This window comes from Pseudomonas sp. NFPP07 (genome assembly GCF_900115645.1).
Lineage (GTDB): Bacteria > Pseudomonadota > Gammaproteobacteria > Pseudomonadales > Pseudomonadaceae > Aquipseudomonas > Aquipseudomonas chlororaphis.
In genome coordinates this window covers 77,088-94,776 of record NZ_FOXG01000002.1, presented here as the reverse complement: position 1 = coordinate 94,776, position 17,689 = coordinate 77,088, and the positions used below count along the sequence as shown (strand labels likewise).

At 62.8% G+C, this 17,689-nt stretch carries 18 protein-coding genes; 9 read left to right on the top strand and 9 right to left on the bottom strand.

The features are described from left to right. Positions 1-189: 189 nt before the first annotated feature. On the top strand, positions 190-615 hold the full coding sequence (locus BM019_RS05395) for a hypothetical protein (protein ID WP_009042572.1): 426 nt from the start codon (positions 190-192) through the stop codon (positions 613-615). Between the two features lie 54 nt (positions 616-669). On the opposite strand, the gene BM019_RS05390 is transcribed toward BM019_RS05395, so the two are convergent. Further along, entirely contained in the window at positions 670-1,782 is a 1,113-nt protein-coding gene (locus tag BM019_RS05390; protein WP_009042573.1) for an enoyl-CoA hydratase/isomerase family protein, read from the bottom strand. A 131-nt stretch (positions 1,783-1,913) separates the two neighbouring features. Here BM019_RS05390 and ung point away from each other — a divergent pair, with 131 nt between their 5' ends. Continuing rightward, positions 1,914-2,606 carry a uracil-DNA glycosylase gene (ung, locus tag BM019_RS05385; protein ID WP_009042574.1) on the top strand — a complete coding sequence of 231 codons (693 nt, stop codon included), beginning with the start codon at positions 1,914-1,916 and terminating at the stop codon, positions 2,604-2,606. A 168-nt stretch (positions 2,607-2,774) separates the two neighbouring features. On the opposite strand, the gene BM019_RS05380 is transcribed toward ung, so the two are convergent. The 5 genes from BM019_RS05380 to BM019_RS05360 form a co-directional block, all read right to left on the bottom strand. Next, positions 2,775-3,806 carry an AbrB family transcriptional regulator gene (locus BM019_RS05380; RefSeq protein ID WP_007930211.1) on the bottom strand — a complete coding sequence of 344 codons (1,032 nt, stop codon included), beginning with the start codon at positions 3,804-3,806 and terminating at the stop codon, positions 2,775-2,777. Beyond that, positions 3,799-5,313, bottom strand: a complete 1,515-nt coding sequence (locus tag BM019_RS05375; RefSeq protein WP_009042576.1) for a tripartite tricarboxylate transporter permease — start codon at positions 5,311-5,313, stop codon at positions 3,799-3,801. The genes BM019_RS05380 and BM019_RS05375 overlap by 8 nt, the downstream gene beginning before the upstream one ends. 1 nt (position 5,314) lies before the next feature. Then, positions 5,315-5,773 (bottom strand): tripartite tricarboxylate transporter TctB family protein, encoded by a 459-nt coding sequence (locus tag BM019_RS05370; RefSeq protein WP_009042577.1) that lies wholly within the window; start codon positions 5,771-5,773, stop codon positions 5,315-5,317. Between the two features lie 56 nt (positions 5,774-5,829). Continuing rightward, complete coding sequence (locus tag BM019_RS05365; protein WP_085530062.1) at positions 5,830-6,816, bottom strand: Bug family tripartite tricarboxylate transporter substrate binding protein; 987 nt, start codon at positions 6,814-6,816, stop codon at positions 5,830-5,832. Between the two features lie 80 nt (positions 6,817-6,896). After that, a complete protein-coding gene (locus tag BM019_RS05360; protein ID WP_009042579.1) occupies positions 6,897-8,189 on the bottom strand; it encodes an OprD family porin in 1,293 nt (430 codons plus the stop codon). Positions 8,190-8,424: 235 nt separating this feature from the next. Between BM019_RS05360 and BM019_RS05355 the strand changes: the two genes are divergently transcribed. Further along, the gene (locus tag BM019_RS05355) at positions 8,425-9,096 is read left to right on the top strand and encodes a response regulator (protein WP_009042580.1); all 672 of its coding nucleotides are present in this window, start codon (positions 8,425-8,427) and stop codon (positions 9,094-9,096) included. Beyond that, positions 9,089-10,474, top strand: coding sequence for a sensor histidine kinase (locus BM019_RS05350; RefSeq protein WP_009042581.1), 1,386 nt, complete (start codon positions 9,089-9,091; stop codon positions 10,472-10,474). The genes BM019_RS05355 and BM019_RS05350 overlap by 8 nt, the downstream gene beginning before the upstream one ends. A gap of 48 nt (positions 10,475-10,522) precedes the next feature. Here the strand turns inward: BM019_RS05350 and BM019_RS05345 are convergent, their stop codons facing one another. Both BM019_RS05345 and BM019_RS05340 read right to left on the bottom strand, forming a co-directional pair. Continuing rightward, entirely contained in the window at positions 10,523-11,344 is an 822-nt protein-coding gene (locus BM019_RS05345) for an HDOD domain-containing protein (RefSeq protein ID WP_062823349.1), read from the bottom strand. Positions 11,345-11,381: 37 nt separating this feature from the next. After that, on the bottom strand, positions 11,382-12,323 hold the full coding sequence (locus BM019_RS05340; RefSeq protein WP_092417792.1) for a CAF17-like 4Fe-4S cluster assembly/insertion protein YgfZ: 942 nt from the start codon (positions 12,321-12,323) through the stop codon (positions 11,382-11,384). A 149-nt stretch (positions 12,324-12,472) separates the two neighbouring features. Between BM019_RS05340 and BM019_RS05335 the strand changes: the two genes are divergently transcribed. Then, positions 12,473-12,727, top strand: coding sequence for an FAD assembly factor SdhE (locus BM019_RS05335; RefSeq protein ID WP_007930227.1), 255 nt, complete (start codon positions 12,473-12,475; stop codon positions 12,725-12,727). Further along, positions 12,711-13,163: a protein YgfX gene (locus BM019_RS05330; RefSeq protein ID WP_092417791.1), complete on the top strand. Its 453-nt coding sequence runs from the start codon at positions 12,711-12,713 to the stop codon at positions 13,161-13,163. The genes BM019_RS05335 and BM019_RS05330 overlap by 17 nt, the downstream gene beginning before the upstream one ends. Here the strand turns inward: BM019_RS05330 and nadB are convergent. Next, the gene (nadB, locus tag BM019_RS05325; RefSeq protein ID WP_009042585.1) at positions 13,132-14,748 is read right to left on the bottom strand and encodes an L-aspartate oxidase; all 1,617 of its coding nucleotides are present in this window, start codon (positions 14,746-14,748) and stop codon (positions 13,132-13,134) included. The two genes, BM019_RS05330 and nadB, sit on opposite strands and share 32 nt — an antisense overlap. Positions 14,749-15,318: 570 nt before the next feature. Between nadB and rpoE the strand changes: the two genes are divergently transcribed. Genes rpoE through BM019_RS05310 form a run of 3 tightly spaced genes read left to right on the top strand, consistent with a single transcriptional unit; the run spans position 15,319 to position 17,490 of the window. Further along, positions 15,319-15,900, top strand: coding sequence for an RNA polymerase sigma factor RpoE/AlgU (rpoE, locus tag BM019_RS05320; RefSeq protein WP_007930230.1), 582 nt, complete (start codon positions 15,319-15,321; stop codon positions 15,898-15,900). A 31-nt stretch (positions 15,901-15,931) separates the two neighbouring features. After that, positions 15,932-16,519 carry a sigma-E factor negative regulatory protein gene (locus BM019_RS05315; RefSeq protein WP_009042586.1) on the top strand — a complete coding sequence of 196 codons (588 nt, stop codon included), beginning with the start codon at positions 15,932-15,934 and terminating at the stop codon, positions 16,517-16,519. Between the two features lie 8 nt (positions 16,520-16,527). Next, entirely contained in the window at positions 16,528-17,490 is a 963-nt protein-coding gene (locus BM019_RS05310; RefSeq protein WP_092417790.1) for a MucB/RseB C-terminal domain-containing protein, read from the top strand. Positions 17,491-17,689: the final 199 nt, after the last annotated feature.

The window sequence follows — 17,689 nt, the reverse complement described above, 5'->3', positions numbered from 1 at the left end:
AATGGCATACAGCCCGCGAAAACCGGCCGTTTTCGGATCCAAAATCCTTGCCTGGCGACTTGTATCAAGGTGTAACCAAAATCGCACCAGACCCGGTTTTCGCGGTCAGATATTTCGTCAGCCAGAACATCCTTGGCTGCCGCCGGCCAGCGTCGCTGGCATGGCCCATCAGCGGTCCAGGAGGCCGCCATGTATCGTCGAATTCTTCTCACTGCGTTCCTGGGTTTGGCTCTTTCTGCCTGCGTTCCCTATTACGACTACGACGGAGGTTCCACTTACTACCGCTCTGAGGTCTATACGACGCCGGCGCCGGTCTACTACGGCGGTTCCTATTATTCTTCCGGCCGCGGCTATTACGCGCCGCGTTATTACCAACCAGCGCCGCGGTACTACCAGCCCCGGTACTACCAGCCGGCACCGCGTTACTACCAGTCGGCGCCGCGGGCTGTTTATCGCGCCTACCCGAACCGTGGCTGGGATGGCCACCGCCAGGGCTGGAACAACGACTATCGGCGCCATGACGGCCGCCGCGACCATGACGGCCGGCGTGGCGGTCGAGACTGGAGCGATCGCGGTCGCGACGATCACCGCCGTGACCGCCACCACAACCGCTGATCTACCCACAACCAACAAGCGGCGCCTGGAGCGCCGCTTTTTCATGGCTGGTTTTCAGAAGTCCGACAGATCCGCCAAGGGGTGACGGCCTTCCCAGGCCTTGTGGAAATGCGCCTCGACCACGGCGTCGGGGATGCTGTTGATGTCCGGCCAGTGCCAGCGGGGCTTGTGGTCCTTGTCGATCAGGCGCGCCCGCACCCCTTCGCTGAATTCGGGATGCCGGCAGCAGTTCAGGCTCAGGGTGTATTCCATCTGGAACACCTGCGCCAGGGACAGGTGCCGGGCCTGCTGGATCTGCTCCCAGACCAGGCAGGCGGTCAGCGGGCAGCCTTCGCTGAGGGTTTTCGCCGCCCGCGCCAGCAGGGCATCGGAGTGATTGTGCAACTGGCTGATGGCTCGCCAGGCACAGCGTACGTCGCTGACGTCCAGCCACTCGTCGATCTGCTGGCGCCGTGGTAGCCACTGGGCCGCGGGCATTTGTTCGACGGCCTCTTGTTGCAGGGCCTTGAGCAGACTGTTGAGCTGCATCGGCGTCTGTTCCTGCCAGTTGAGCTGTAGCAGCCCGTTGATCAACGCTTCTTGCTGGTCGTCCCGCAGGAAGCGGTCGGCCAGGTCCAGGTCGATGGCGTCGCGGCCGTTGATGTGCGCGCCGGTCAGGCCGAGGAACAGCCCGAGCTTGCCCGGCAGGCGCGAGAGAAACCAACTGGCGCCGACATCCGGGTACAGGCCGATGCTGATTTCCGGCATCGCCAGGCGGCTGCTTGGCGTGACGATGCGGATACTGGCGCCCTGCAGCAGGCCCATGCCGCCACCGAGCACATAGCCGTGGCCCCAGCAGATCAGCGGTTTCGGGTAGGTGTGCAGGCGGTAGTCGAGACGGTATTCCGCGGCGAAGAACTGCGCGGCCAGCGGCGGTACTTCGCCGGGGTGGGCCAGGCAGGCCTGGACCAGGCTGCGCACTTCGCCGCCGGCGCAGAAGGCCTTGGCGCCGTTGCCGCGCAACAGCACACAGACCACTTGCGGGTCCTTGGCCCAGGCTTCCAGGCGGTCGCTCAACAGATGGATCATGGGCAGGGACAAGGCGTTGAGGGAGTGTTCGGCATCCAGGCTGGCAATTGCGATGCGCGCGCCGTCGGTGCCGGTGAGTTCTTCGAAGTGCAGATTCATCGTGACCTCGATCGGGAATTTGAGCGTTCAGTATGATCGCTATAGGCGAAAGTGGCGGTTCTGCGTCAGATCAATTGACAAGCGTGGTGGGCTTTCCTAGGGTGCGCCCATTGATTTTTCCGGGTGCAACCATGACCGATGACGACCGTATCAAACTCGAACCCAGCTGGAAGCAGGCGCTGCGTGCCGAATTCGACCAGCCTTACATGGCGGAGTTGCGCGAGTTCCTGCGTCAGGAACATGCCGCTGGCAAGGAGATCTACCCGCCGGGCCCGCTGATCTTCAATGCGCTGAATTCGACCCCGCTGGACAAGGTCAAGGTGGTGATCCTCGGCCAGGATCCTTATCACGGCCCCGGCCAGGCCCACGGCCTGTGCTTCTCGGTGCAGCCGGGCGTGCCGGCGCCGCCGTCCCTGGTGAATATCTATAAAGAGCTCAAGCGCGACCTGAACATCGACATGCCCAACCACGGCTACCTGCAGAGCTGGGCCGACCAGGGCGTGCTGATGCTCAACACCACCATGACCGTGCAGCGGGCCAACGCCGCTTCCCACGCGGGCAGGGGCTGGCAACATTTCACCGACCGGATCATCGAAGTGGTGAGCGAGCACCAGCCGCACCTGGTGTTCCTGCTGTGGGGTTCCCACGCCCAGGGCAAGCAGAAGCTGATCGATGCCACCAAGCACCTGGTGCTGACTTCGGTGCATCCGTCGCCCCTGTCGGCGTACCGCGGCTTTATCGGTTGCGGGCATTTCAGCCGGACCAACAAGTACCTCGAGCAGAATGGCGAGACGCCGATCGAATGGCGGTTGCCGCCGGTTTGATGGGGGAAGGCCGCCATCGCGGGCAAGCCTCGCTCCTACAGAATCAACGCAAAACCCTGTAGCCGCTGCCGCAGGCTGCGATAGGTCCGAAGGACCTCGGCGACGCTGAACATCGCGCCCCCTTCGAGGTCGATCGCAGCCTGCGGCAGCGGCTACAGGGGACCGGCTTCAGTCCGGTTTCTTGTCCCAATGCCGGAACAGCGGCTCGGCCAGAAACAGCACGAACAGCAAGCGCATCACCTGCATCGCCGTCACCAGCGGCACCGACAGTTGCAGGGTCTCGGCCGTCAGGCTCATTTCCGCGATGCCGCCGGGCATCATGCCCAACGTCAGCGAACGCAAATCCAGATGAGTCAAGGCGCTCAGGGCCACGGCCGCGAGGCTGGCAATCAGCATGGTCAGCGCCGTGCCGATCAGGGTGCGGCCCATGAACGAGGGGGCGCGGCGGAAGAACTGGCGATTGAAGTGACAGCCCAGGCCGCTGCCGATCAGCCACTGGCCGATCTGGCTGCCGCCGTCCGGCAGGCCGATGTGCAGGTCCCAGCCGATACTGACCGCGGCGCTGACCAGCAGCGGCCCGAACAACCAGGGGTTGGGCTGGCGCAGGCGTTGCCAGAGCCAGGCGAGCAGGGCGCCCGCCGGAAACAATATGGCCAGCCAGCGCCAATCGACGCTGGCCGGATGCAGTTGGGGCACGCCTTCACCGAGCAGGTACTTGAAGGCCGCCGGTACACACAAGACCACCACCAGCACCCGCAGGCTCTGCCCGGCCGCCACACGGCTGAGCACCGCACCGTTGCGCGCGCCGAGGTTGACCATCTCGCCGGAACCGCCCGGCATGCTGGAGAAGAAGGCGGTGGCCCGGTCCTCACCGGTGCGCCGCAGCAGCCAGACCCCGACCACGCTGGACAGGCTGGTGACCAGGGCACCGAAGAAGATCAGGCCGAAGTGGCTCATGACCTGTTCCATCACCACCGGGGTGAAGTGCAGGCCGATGCCGATACCCACCACCCATTGCCCGCATTTGCGGCCGCCGGGAATTTCCCCCAGTTGCCAGGGCGTCAGGCAGCGCACCAGGATGATCGCCAGCAACGAGCCGACCATCCACGGCAGCGGCCAGCCGATCTGGCTGGCGAGGTAACCGCCGGCCAGACCGACCAGGGGCGTGCCCCACCACTGTTTGAAGCTGACCTCAGACATCGGCCACGGCGCGTTGCAGGGCCGAACGCTTGCGCCAGATGCGGATCATCGGCATCAGCAGCATGATCACGGTCAGCACCCAGACGCCGACGGTGATCGGGCTGGACCAGAGGATTTCCATCGCGCCGTTGGAGATCGACAGCGCGCGACGCAGGTTCTGCTCCATCAGCCCGCCGAGGATAAAGCCCAGCAGCACTGGCGACAGCGGGAAGTCCAGCTTGCGCAGGATGTAGCCGAAGATGCCGATGCCGACCATCAGGAACAGGTCGAAGGTGGTGGCGTGCACCGCGTAGACGCCGATCCCGGTGATGATTGCGATCACCGGCACCAGGGCCCAGTTCGGCACGGCGAGGATGCGGGTGAAGACGCGGATCATCGGGATGTTGAGGACCACCAGCATGATGTTGGCGATGAACAACGAGGCGATCAGGCCCCAGACGATGTCCGGTTGCTGCTGGAACAGCAGCGGGCCCGGGGTGATGTTGTACAGCGACAGGGCGCCGATCATCACCGCAGTGGTGCCCGAACCCGGGACGCCGAGGGTCAGCATCGGTACCAGGGCGCCGCAGGCCGAGGCGCCGATCGCGGTTTCCGGTGCCGCCAGGCCGCGCTTGTCGCCCTGGCCGAACTTGCCGCTGGCGCCGGCGATGCGTTTTTCGGTCATGTAGGCCACGGCGCTGGCCAGGGTCGCGCCGGCACCCGGCAAGACGCCCATGATGAAGCCCAGCAGGCCACAACGGATGTTCACCACGAACACCGACGCCGCTTCCTTGAAGTTGAACATCATGCGCCCGGTGGCTTTCACCGCTTCCTGGCCGCGATGGGTTTTTTCCAGCAGCAACAGGATCTCGCTGATAGAGAACAGGCCCAGTACCAGCACCACGAACTGGATGCCGTCGGTGAGGTGGATGTTATCGCCGGTGAAGCGGTACACGCCGCTGTTGGCGTCGATACCGACCGACGACAGGAACAGCCCGATCAGCGCGGCGATAAAGGTCTTGATCGGACGATCGCCGGCCATACCGCCGAGGCAGACTATGGCGAACACCATCAGCACGAAATACTCCGCCGGGCCGAAGGCGATCGCCCATTTCGCCAGCAGCGGGGCGAACATCACCATGCCGCAGGTGGCGATGAAGGCGCCGATGAACGAGCTCCAGGCCGACAGCGACAGAGCCACCCCGGCCAGGCCCTGGCGCGCCATCGGGTAGCCGTCGAGGGTGGTCATCACGGTGGAGGCTTCGCCCGGGATGTTCAGCAGGATCGAACTGATCCGGCCACCGTATTCGCAACCCAGGTATACCGCCGCCAGCAGGATCAGCGCCGACTCCGGTGGCAGGCCGAGGGCGAAGGCGATCGGGATCAGCAGTGCCACGCCGTTGATCGGGCCCAGGCCCGGGAGCAGGCCGACCACGGTGCCGATCAGGGTCCCGGTCAGGGCGGTGACCAGGTTGTAGGGACTCAGCGCGACGCCGAAACCCTGGCCCAAATAGCCAAGCGTATCCATATCAGTTCTCCAGAACGTCGAGCAGGCCCAGGGGCAGTGGCACGTCCATCACCCGGTCGAAAAGCACATACAGACCGATGGCCATCAGCGTGGTGACCACGGCGCTGGGCACCCAGCGGCCGCCGTACAGGCGCGCCATCGGAATGCCGATCAGGATGCTGCTGAGAATGAAACCCAGGGGTTCGAACAGACCGGCGAAGATCAGCAGCAGGACCACGCAGATGCTGATCTTAGTCAGGGTTTCACGGTCCAGTGGCGGCTCGTCTTCGCTGTGCTTGATCGGCGCCGGGCGAAACACCATGTACAGCAGCGCCAGGCCCATCAGGCCGAGCATCAGCAGGGGAAAGGCGCGCGGGCCGACCGGTTCGTAGGAAAAGGCGGCCTGGTAGGGCCAGGCCATCAGTGCCAGGCCCAGGCAGACCAGGAGCAGCAGCGAGGCGAAAAGGCGTTGTAAGAGCATGGGAAACTCCTGGGCCCCGCCCCCGCGAAAGGGGCAGGGCCGCTAGACAGGGGCGATTACTGGATCAGGCCGAACTCTTTGGCCAGGGTCTTGTAGTCGGCCACCTGTTTCTTCACGTAGGCGTCCAGTTCCGGCCCGGTCATGGCGAACGGAAAGAGTTCGCGCTGGTCGCGCAGCTTGGCGAACTCTTCGGAAGCCAGCAGCTTGTCGAAGGCGTCTTTCCACCAGGCGTAGTCTTCGTCGCTGACCTTCGGCCCGAGGTAGAATCCGCGCACCACTGGCCAGACGATGTCGTAGCCCTGCTCCTTGGCGGTCGGGATGTCTTTCATTTCCGGCTCGTCCAGGCGCTTGTCGGAGAACACCGCGAGCAGGCGCATGTCGCCGCTCTGGATGTGCGGCATGGAGTCGGAAATGTCAGTACTGCCGACCTGGATGTGCCCGCCCAGCAGCGCGGTGGCGATTTCGCCGCCGCCTTCCAGGGCCACGTAGCGCAGGTCGCGCGGGTTGATCCCGGCGGCCTTGGCGATCAGCGCGGTCTGCATCCAGTCCTGACTGCCGACGGTGCCGCCGGAGCCGATCACCACCGAGCTCGGGTCTTTCTTCAGCGCCTTGACCAGGTCGTCGAGGGTCTTGTACGGCGAGTCGCTCTTCACCGCGATGGCGCCATAGCTGGTGCCGACCGCGGCCAGCCAGCGCACCGCGCTTTCATCGAAGCGGCCGAACTTGCCCTGGGCCAGATTCAGCAGCGAACCGCTGGACCAGGCCACCAGCGTGCCGGCGTCGGCGGGACGCTGGGCCACCACCGCGTTGTAGGCCACCGCGCCGACACCGCCGGGCATGTAGGTCACGCGCATCGGCTTGGTCAGCAGCTTTTCGTTGACCAGCGCGCTCTGCGCCAGTTTGCAGGTCAGGTCGAAACCGCCTCCGGGAGAGGCCGGGGCGATGCATTCCGGGCGCTTGGGTTCGGCGCTGGCGGCGAGCAGTTGACCGGCGAACAGCATACAGCCGGCGGCGAGGGCCAATTTACGCAGTGATGAGTTCATGCTTGTCTCCACAGGAGTTGTTGTTGTGTGTTGCATGCCAGGGGCCTTGGCAGGCGCAGCGCCTGCCGAAGGTCGGTCGATTACCAGAGCGCCAGGCTGTAGCTCACCAGCAGGCGCACTTCATCCGCATCGCGGGCCGAATAGTTGGAGCGGTAGGTGGCGTTGCGCAGGCGCACCGCGACGTCCTTGAAGGTGCCGCTTTGCACCACGTACTTGATCTCGGTGTTGCGTTCCCATTCCTTGCCGGTATCGCCGTTTTTCAGGGCGATGTTGTCGCCGCTCAGGTAGCGGGTCATGAAGGTCAGGCCGGGGATGCCGAGCTTGCCGAAGTCGTAGTCGTAGCGGGCTTGCCAGGAGCGTTCTTCGGCGCCGGCGAAGTCGTTGATCTGCACAAAGTTGACCAGGTACGGGTCGGCCCCGTCGAGGTAGGGGAAGGCGCTGTCGCCGGACATGTGCTGGTAGCCGGCGCTGAGTTTATGCCCGTTCAGGGCGTAGCTCACCAGGCCGTTGAGGGATTTGTTGTCGATCTTGCCGCCGCGAGCCTGGCCCTGGTCGTCACTGACGGCGAAGCGCAGGTCCGTGGCGAAGGTGCCCGGGCCCATCGGCTGCGAGGCAAGCAGGCCGAAGAAATGCTGGTTGTAGACCTCGGCGAGTTGGGCGAAATGGTAGCTGCCGGTGATCTTGTCGGTGAACTTGTAGTCCAGGCCGCCGAAGTCGAAGTGCTTGCCGGCGACGGTGCCGGCGAAGCGGCTGTTCTTGTTGTTGAGGGCGATGTCCTCGAAATCGGTGCTGTCGCGATCCTTGGCTTTCTCCAGGCGGCCGCCGGTGAAGGTCAGGTTCTTGATTTCCCTGGAGGTCAGCAGGCCGCCCTCGAAGGTCTGGGGCAGGATGCGCCCGTCGTTGGGCTTGATGGTCGGCAGTTCCGGGATCAGGCTGCCGATCTTCAGTTCGGTGGCGGAGATTTTCACTTTGCCGGTCAGGCCGACCTTGGAGTACTCGTCGGCGGCGCGCCCGTCGTCGTGGGTCGGCAGCAGGCCGGTGCCGGTGCGGTCGGGGCTGGAGTCGAGCTTGATGCCGAGCATGCCCAGCGCGTCGACGCCGAAGCCTACGGTGCCGTCGGTGTAGCCCGATTGCAGATTGAGCATGAAGCCCTGGGCCCATTCGTCGCGCTTGGATTGCTGGGCACTGGTGCCGCTGCGGAAATCGCGATTGAAGTACATGTTGCGGGTTTCGAGGGTGGCGCTGCTGTCTTCGAAGAAGGCGGCCTGGCTGATCGGTGAGAAACCGGCAAGGGCGGCGGCGCTGGCGAGAGCGGTGTGGCTGAGACGGGAAAAACGAACAGGCTGGCAGGCCTGAGGCTGCATGGACAGCATCGTGTTGTACTCCGTTATTGTTCTTATTGGCGAAAACGCTTCGAGGCGTTTTTCGGGAGGCCACCGGGGGTAGCCACGGAAGTCGAAACAATCCGTGACAGGACTCTAAAGGGCCAACCTTTCGCTAACCTTTCAGCAGACTTTCACGGTTTTCGGGCTTCACAGCAGCGGTCTCGGCTGTAAACTCCGCGGCAATAAAAAGTGCCGTCGATCCCCTGAACGAGGTAGGAAATCCATGCGCGTGCTTCTCGTCGAAGACCACCTGCAGCTGGCTGAAAGTGTCGCCCAGGCGCTCAAGAGCACGGGTTTGACCGTGGATGTGCTGCACGACGGAGTCGCCGCGGACCTGGCCCTGGGCAGCGAGGATTACGCCATGGCGATCCTCGATGTGGGCCTGCCGCGTCTGGATGGTTTCGAAGTGCTGGCGCGCCTGCGTGCCCGGGGCAAGAACCTCCCGGTGCTGATGCTGACCGCGCGCAGCGATGTCAAGGACCGGGTCCACGGCCTCAACCTGGGGGCGGACGACTACCTGGCCAAGCCCTTCGAACTGACCGAGCTGGAAGCACGGGTCAAGGCCCTGCTGCGGCGCAGCGTGCTCGGCGGTGAGCGGGTGCAGCGCTGCGGGGTGCTGGCCTACGACCTCGATACCCGGCGCTTTACCCTGGGTGAAGAACTGCTGACGTTGACCTCTCGTGAGCAGGCGGTGCTCGAGGCGCTGATCGCCCGGCCGGGGCGGGTCATGAGCAAGGAGCAATTGGCTTCCCAGGTGTTCGGCCTGGATGAAGAGGCCAGCCCGGACGCCATCGAAATCTATGTCCATCGCTTGCGCAAGAAACTCGACGGCCAGCCGGTGGCCATCGTCACCTTCCGCGGGCTTGGCTACCTGTTGGAAAGCCGCGATGCATAGGCCCAGCAGCCTGCGCTGGCGCCTGCTGTGGAACCTGGCGCTGCTGCTGGTGGTGCTGATGCTGGCCAGCGGCCTGAGTGCCTACTGGAACGGCCGCGAGGCGGCGGATACGGCTTACGATCGGACTTTGCTGGCCTCGGCCCGGACCATCGCCGCCGGTTTGTCCCAGCGTGACGGTGGCCTGAGCGCCAATGTGCCCTATGTCGCCCTCGATACCTTCGCCTACGACAGTGCCGGGCGGATCTATTACCAGGTCAACGATATCCATCAGAAGCTGATTTCCGGTTACGAAAACCTGCCCGGTCCGCCGCCGGGCACGCCGCGCACCGACGATTATCCGGCGCTGGCGCGGTTCTACGATGCCACCTATCAAGGGCAGAACGTCCGCGTGGTGAGCCTGCTCAAGGCGGTCAGCGAGCCGAACATGAACGGCATGGCGGAGATTCGCGTGGCGGAGACCGACGAGGCGCGGGTCCGCATGGCACGCAGCCTGATGGCCGATACCCTGTTGCGCCTGGGCATGCTGGCCATGGGGGCTTTGCTGCTGGTGTGGTTCGCGGTCAGCGCCGCGTTGCGCCCGCTGGAGCGTTTGCGCAGCGCGGTGGAGGAGCGCCAGCCCGACGACTTGCGGCCCTTGCCGCTGGTCGAGGTGCAACGCGAGTTGTGGCCACTGGTGCGGGCGCTCAATCACTTCACCGAGCGACTGCGTGGCCAGTTCGAGCGTCAGGCGCAGTTCATTGCCGACGCCGCCCATGAATTGCGCACCCCCCTGGCGGCGCTCAAGGCGCGCCTGGAGCTGGGGCTGCGGGCCTCGGAGCCCGAGACCTGGCGCAATACCCTGGAAAGCGCCGCCCAGGGCACCGACCGCCTGACCCATCTGGCCAATCAACTGTTGTCCTTGGCGCGGATCGAAAACGGCGCCCGGGCGATTGCCGAGGGCGGCGCGCAATTGCTCGATCTCAGCCAGTTGGCCCGCGAGTTGGGCATGGCCATGGCGCCCTTGGCCCACGCCCGGGGTGTCGCCCTGGCCCTGGAAGCCGATGAGCCGGTGTGGCTGCGCGGCGAGCCGACCCTCTTGAACGAGCTGCTGAGCAACCTGGTGGACAATGCCCTGGCCCACACCAGGCCGGGTGGAAACGTGATCCTGCGGGTCAGTGCGCCGGCGGTGCTGGAGGTGGAGGACGACGGCCCGGGGATTCCCCTGGAGGACCGCGACCGGGTATTCGAGCGCTTCTACCGGCGCAACCCCCATGTCGCCGGTTCCGGCCTGGGCCTGGCGATCGTCGGCGAAATCTGTCGTGCCCATCTGGCGCAGATCAGCCTGCACGATGGCGCGCAGGCGGGGCTGAAGGTGCGGGTGAGTTTTAACGCGGGCTAGAGGCTGTGGTACAGGTTCAGTAGAGCCTTGATTCAGTAGAGTATTGATTCAATAGAACATTGACCGCGACTCGGCCAGATCGCTGCACATCACTTTGTTCTCGGGGTCGATCCCGAGCTTTTTGAAGGCTGGCACGCTGAGGATATCGATCTTCGCCAGTGGGTGGTCGGTGTCCTTGTGGCAATACAGGCTGGCGACCTGCACCAGGTCGACGTAGTCCAGGCGCGCGGACTGGCGCTGGAAGTCCAGGTACTGCCCCGGCAGCTTGGCCAGCTGTTCCGGAAACTCCCAGACCTGCAGCAGCTTGTCGCCCAGCAACGGATGGATGTGCTCGATCACGTGGTTGAGGCTGACCGGGTCGGACAGCAGCTCATAGTGATCTTCCGCATAGGTCAGGATCGGCAGCACGCCGATCTGGTGCACCAGCCCGCCGAGGGCGGCCTGGTCGGGCTTCAACTGGGTATGGCTGCGGCACAGGGCATAACTGACTCCGGCCACTTCCAGGCTTTTGCGCCAGACGTCGTGCATTTTCTGCGCGATCACCTCCGAGCGGGCATGGAAAATCTGCTCCATGACCAGGCCGATGGCCAGGTTGCTGCTGTAATTGACCCCCAGCCGGGTAATCGCGGTGTGCAGGTCGGTGACTTCCTGGGTGGCGCGCAGCAGGGGGCTGTTGACCACTTTGATCAGGCGCGCCGACAGCGCCGTATCACGGCCAATCACTTTGCTCAGGGTACTGACGCTGATTTCCGGATCTTCAGCGGCCCGGCGAATCTGCAGGGCCACTTCCGGTAGCGTTGGCAGAACCAGGTCATCGTTGTCGATGGCCTCAACCAAATCCTGTTGGACCTTTTCCGCCAGCTCACTCATTTCTGTTCTCTAGGGGTATTGCAGGAAGTTGCGGCAATCAGCGCTGGATTTCTCGATCGCGATCCAGCTGGTAAGGCAGGTCCAGCAGGTGCAGCCCGGGACCTTCGAGCGCGCCAAGATGGAGATTGCCATCCTCTGCAGCTTCGGCTTGCAGTACGGCCAGGAGTTCAATGTTTTGTTCGGCGCGCGCGGCGATCACCACCTCACCGATGGAGCTGCCGTGGGTCGGGGAGAACAACGGGGTGCCGGGTTCCGGCAACTCTTCGGCGTTCAAGGCCAGGCGGTAGAGGCGGCGCTTGAGTTTGCCCAGGTACTGCATGCGCGCGACGATTTCCTGGCCGGTATAGCAGCCTTTCTTGAAACTGACGCCGCCGATGGCCTGCAGATTGAGCATCTGCGGGATAAACAGCTCACGAGTGGCCGGCATGACCTGGCCGATGCCGGCACGGATCTGGCCCAGCAACCATTGATTGAGATCGCCTTCGGGCAGTTGCGCGGCCAGCTGTTCGCGCAGGGCCTCAGCTTGATCTGCGGGGGCCCAGAGCTCGGTCCGGTCCGCTGAAACACGAATGGCGATCAGGCCGTCGTTGCGGGCGACCGCGCCGTCTTCCGGCGGCAGTTCCAGCCCGAGACCGGCTAGCAGCGTATCGGCGTTGCCCAGGCCGAAGCGCGCCCACAGGGCACTTTCATCGCTGAGCTTGGCCTTGGAAAACACGGCGTATTTTTTCAGGTCCGCCAGTTGCGGCTCCAGCAACTCGGTGGCCATGGCCAGCAGGCAGCCATCGCCTTCGAGCAGGATGCGAAAGCTCGATTGCATGCGGCCTTTCTGGGTGCAACGGGCGCCCAGGCTGGATTGGCTATCGCTGAGGTAATTGAGATTGCAGGTCAGCTGGCCCTGAAGGAACTTGCTGGCATCGGGGCCGCGGACGGCGAGAACGCCCTCGTGGGACAGGGAGCAGAAAAAAGCGGAATCAGCCATGGGTCATCGCAGGGTAAAAAGTCTGGCGAACATCATAAGGGGGCGCCCTTGAAATGGGTAGTTCACAAAGGATGGGTAGTGACCGACCAAAGCCGACTGTTCTGGTGTCCGTCGGGCTGTATACTTGCGCTCTATTTGAGGAGCGCTCCATGGTCGAAGATGTTGAATTGAACCGCCTCTACTGGCACAGCCGCCGCGGCATGCTGGAACTGGACGTGTTGCTGGTGCCATTCGTGAAAGAAGTCTATCCGCATCTGAACGATGTTGATCGTGCCTGTTACGTCAGGCTGCTCGAATGCGAAGATCAGGACATGTTCGGCTGGTTCATGGAACGCTCCGAATCCGAAGATCCCGAGCTGCAACGCATGGTCCGCATGATCCTGGATCGTGTCCAACCCAAGTAACGCCTTCGAATGCCGCTGGCAGCCTTCCAGGCAATTGCTGGCGGCCTATCTCCTGGCCCAGCTGTTCGCGCTGGGCGCCTTGCTGATGCTCGATATTCCGCTCTGGGCCCGTCTGCTCGGGGTTCTGCTGTGCCTGGGCCACGGAGTCTGGGCGTTGCCGCGGCGGATTCTGCTGAATCATCCCTCGGCTTTCAGCGGTCTGCGTCGTAATGCCGATGGCTGGCAGTTGTGGTGCGCCGGGCAGGGCTGGCGGCCGGTGCAGCTGCGGCCTGACAGCCTGGCGCTGCCATTGCTGGTGGTGTTGCGTTTTCGCCTGCCGGGCGAGCGCTGGGTGAGGTCGGTCTGTGTGCCGCGGGACGCGCAGGCGGCCGATGTGCATCGGCGCCTGCGCGTGCGGCTCAAGTTCAGTCGCCGTAGGTGGGTGGCACCAGAATAGTGTCCAGTGCCTCGGGCAGCAGGTTCGGGTAGTCGAGGGTGTAGTGCAGGCCCCGGCTTTCCTTGCGCTCCATGGCTGAACGAATCATCAGCTCGGCGACCTGGGCCAGGTTGCGCAACTCGATCAGATCGCGGCTGACCTTGTAGTTGCTGTAGAACTCGTCGATTTCGTCCAGCAGCAGGCGTACCCGGTGCTGAGCCCGTTGCAGGCGCTTGTTGGTGCGTACGATGCCGACATAGTCCCACATGAATCGCCGCAGTTCGTCCCAGTTGTGCGCAATGATCACGTCTTCGTCGGAGTCGGTGACCTGGCTGGCGTCCCAGGCGGGCAGGGCGATCGGAATGGCGATCTGCGGCAGTTGCTCGAGAATGTCGGCTGCCGCGGAGCGGGCATAGACGAAGCATTCCAACAGCGAGTTGCTGGCCATGCGGTTGGCGCCGTGCAGGCCGGTAAAGCTGGTTTCACCAATGGCATACAGGCCCGGAACGTCGGTGCGGCCCTGCTGGTCGACCATCACCCCGCCGCAGGTGTAATGCGCGGCCGGTACCACCGGGATCGGCTGTTTGGTGATATCGATGGAGAATTCCAGGCAGCGCTCGTACACGGTCGGGAAGTGGCTTTTGATAAAGGCTTCCGGTTTGTGGCTGATGTCCAGGTACACGCAATCGATACCCAGGCGCTTCATCTCATGGTCGATGGCCCGGGCGACGATATCCCGTGGCGCCAGTTCGGCACGCGGGTCGAAACGCGGCATGAAGCGTTCGCCGTTGGGCAGCTTCAGGTGTGCTCCCTCGCCGCGCAGGGCTTCGGTGATCAGGAAACTCTTGGCCTGCGGATGGTAGAGGCAGGTCGGGTGGAACTGGTTGAACTCCAGGTTGGCCACCCGGCAGCCCGAGCGCCAGGCCATGGCGATGCCATCGCCACAGGCCCCATCGGGGTTGCTGGTATAGAGGTAGACCTTGGCGGCCCCGCCGGAAGCGAGGATGACAAAGCGCGCACCGTAGGTATCGACCTCGCCGGTGGCGCGGTTGAGTACGTAGGCGCCGAGGCAGCGATCGCCTTCCAGTCCCAGGCGTTTTTCGGTAATCAGATCGACGGCGACCCGCTGTTCCAGCAGCTCGATGTTCGGGCGTTGCCGGGCCTGCTCCAGCAATGTGGTGAAGATGGCCGCGCCGGTGGCGTCGGCGGCATGGATGATGCGGCGATGGCTGTGGCCGCCTTCGCGGGTCAGGTGGAATTCGAAACCGCCGTCTTCATTGCCCGATTGCTCGTCACGGGTGAAGGGTACGCCCTGGTCGATCAGCCACTGGATCGCCTCGCGGCTGTGTTCGACGGTAAACCGCACGGCGTCTTCATGGCACAGACCGCCACCGGCATTGAGGGTGTCGTCGACGTGGGATTCGACGGTATCGGTGTCGTCCAGCACTGCCGCGACGCCACCCTGAGCCCAATAGGTCGAGCCATTGGCTAGATCGCCCTTGCTCAATACGGCAATGCGCAGATGACCAGGCAAGGTCAGCGCAAGGCTCAAACCGGCAGCGCCGCTGCCTATCACCAGAACATCGTGTTGAAACTGTTGGCTCATTGGAAGATTCCGCTCAAAAGCGACCCGGGTCGGGGTTGGCGCAAGACGCCTGGATCGGCGAGTCAAAGCAGCCATGCAGCCCACTAGTATATAGAGGGGGGGATCGGCACAATAGCGGTGCCTTCGTGGCATTATGAAATTATGGGGGCGGGAAAGGCGGTCTTGCGAGGCAGTGATGGGCGGCTCGATTTTTCCGTCAAATCGGGGAGCTGGCGACTGTATCGAAGATGTAGCAACCTTTTTCTCTTCATGGTTACACAATGTTCGCTCTGCACAGCTATAAAGATTGGGAACTTTTGATACGGCCCCAAACTCAATAGAAGGTTGCCTGATAGAAGGGACAGCGTCGGTTTTTATGCAGGACTTGTGTTGTGGTCATGCAACTCAATTCGACGACAGGATTATTCGCGCAGCCGGCCTTGCCCGCGCTGCGTTTTTCGTGCGTGCCAAATCAGAGCCCGCAGGAAACTTGCTTGGAGGGGGAGAACTTTTGCGAAAAGCCCGAGTCTATGTTTGCAAGCCTGATCGTTTAGTTATGCAAGCCTCCTCCGAGCTTATCGAGGAGTGTTCATGCTAACCCAGGAAGAGGATCAGCAGCTGGTCGAGCGCGTTCAGCGCGGCGACAAGCGAGCTTTCGATCTGCTAGTGCTGAAATACCAGCACAAAATTCTCGGGTTGATCGTGCGTTTTGTGCACGACACCCATGAAGCCCAGGATGTTGCACAAGAAGCCTTTATCAAGGCTTACCGTGCGCTTGGTAATTTCCGCGGTGACAGTGCGTTTTATACGTGGCTGTATCGTATCGCCATCAACACGGCGAAAAACTATCTGGTTTCGCGCGGCCGCCGGCCGCCGGATAGCGATGTCAGTTCCGAGGATGCGGAGTTCTACGATGGCGATCATGGCCTCAAGGATCTCGAATCGCCGGAGCGCGCATTGCTGCGGGATGAGATCGAAGGCACCGTCCATCGAACCATTCAGCAACTGCCAGAAGATTTGCGTACGGCTTTAACTTTACGTGAATTCGATGGTCTGAGTTACGAGGACATTGCCAGCGTCATGCAGTGTCCGGTGGGTACCGTGCGCTCCCGGATTTTCCGCGCTCGGGAAGCCATCGATAAAGCCCTGCAGCCGTTGTTGCAGGAAACCTGAGACAGCGGCGACAGCCAAGAGAGGAACCGCCATGAGTCGTGAAGCCCTGCAGGAATCGCTGTCCGCGGTGATGGATAACGAAGCGGACGAACTGGAATTACGTCGGGTATTGAATGCCGTCGACGAAGTGGAAACCCGTGAGACCTGGGCTCGTTACCAGATTGCCCGGGCGGCCATGCACAAGGAATTGCTGCTTCCGCGTCTGGACATCGCCGCGGCTGTTTCTGCTGCGCTGGCTGACGAAGCCGTACCGGCCAAGGCCACTCGTGGTCCATGGCGTAGCCTGGGTCGCCTGGCTGTTGCCGCATCGGTGACCGTTGCCGTATTGGCGGGTGTTCGCCTGTACAACCAGGACGAGATCGCTGGTGTCGAACTGGCACAGCAATCGAATCAGCCAACCCTGGCCGCTCCTCAAGTAAAAGGCCCAGCTGTATTGGCCGGCTACAATGAGAGTTCGGAAGCCACTGGCCCTATGGCCAACGGCGTATTGCAAGGTCAGCCAGGCTGGCACGATCAGCGTCTGCCAAGCTACCTGCGTCAGCATGCTCAACAAGCTGCACTGAAGGGCACTGAAAGCGCTCTGCCTTACGCTCGTGCGGCGAGCCTGGAAAACCGTTAAGGAGGATCATGCGCGCCATCCCTCTACTCTCGCTTCTGCTCAGTGGCTGGTTCATTGTTCCAGCCCACGCCGACGAAGCTCAGGATTGGTTGAAACGTCTTGGGCAAGCCGAACAGCAGCAAAGCTTTCAGGGTACTTTCGTCTACGAGCGTAATGGTAGTTTTTCTACCCATAACATCTGGCATCGCGTCCAGGATGGCCAGGTCCGCGAGCGACTGATTCAGCTCGACGGTTCCGCTCAAGAGGTTGTGCGTGTTGATGGGCGTACCCAATGTGTCAGCGGTACGCTGGTGGCTGGACTGGGGGACGCCCCCAACGCTTCGGCCCACTCACTCGATCCAGAAAAGCTCAAGAATTGGTACGACCTTGCCGTCATCGGCAAGTCGCGTGTGGCTGGGCGTTCCGCGGTCATTGTTTCCCTGACCCCGCGGGACCAGCACCGTTATGGTTTTGAATTGCATCTGGATCGCGAGACGGGCCTGCCGCTGAAATCGCTGTTGTTGAACGATAAGGGGCAGTTGCTCGAGCGCTTCCAGTTCACTCGCCTGGATACGGTGGATGTGCCGAAGGACAGCGAGCTGCAGGCCAGCGCCGAATGCAAGGCCGTGGCCCTGGACAGCGACAAGGCTTCCGCGGTGAAAGCTGCGCAGGCCTGGCATTCCGACTGGCTGCCGCCAGGCTTCGAGTTGACCAGCAGCAGTGCGCGTAAAGATCCTGACACCAAGACCATGGTCAATAGCCTGATGTATGACGATGGCCTGGCCCGCTTCTCGGTGTTCCTCGAACCGCTCAATGGTGCGACGGTGACCGACACCCGCACTCAACTGGGCCCGACCGTGGCGGTATCCCGACGCCTGACCACGCCTGAAGGCGAGATGATGGTAACGGTGGTGGGTGAGATACCTATCGGTACCGCCGAACGGATCGCTTTGTCGATGCGTACCGACGCCGCTGCGCCCAAGGCGCAGTGAGTACAGCCTCAGGTGTTCATCGAGCGTTAATGTTGGTTGTGTAAGAGGTCTGCAATGCCAGCTCTGCAATCGAGATATCTAAATGTTCGGTGAACATTTTCATTTGCAAAACCCCCTGTTTTTTCTTATAGGTCAGAGCCACTAGGTTCTGGCCTTGTTTGTCGTTTCCGGGACAAAAGTACTGCGCGAGTCGCCTGGT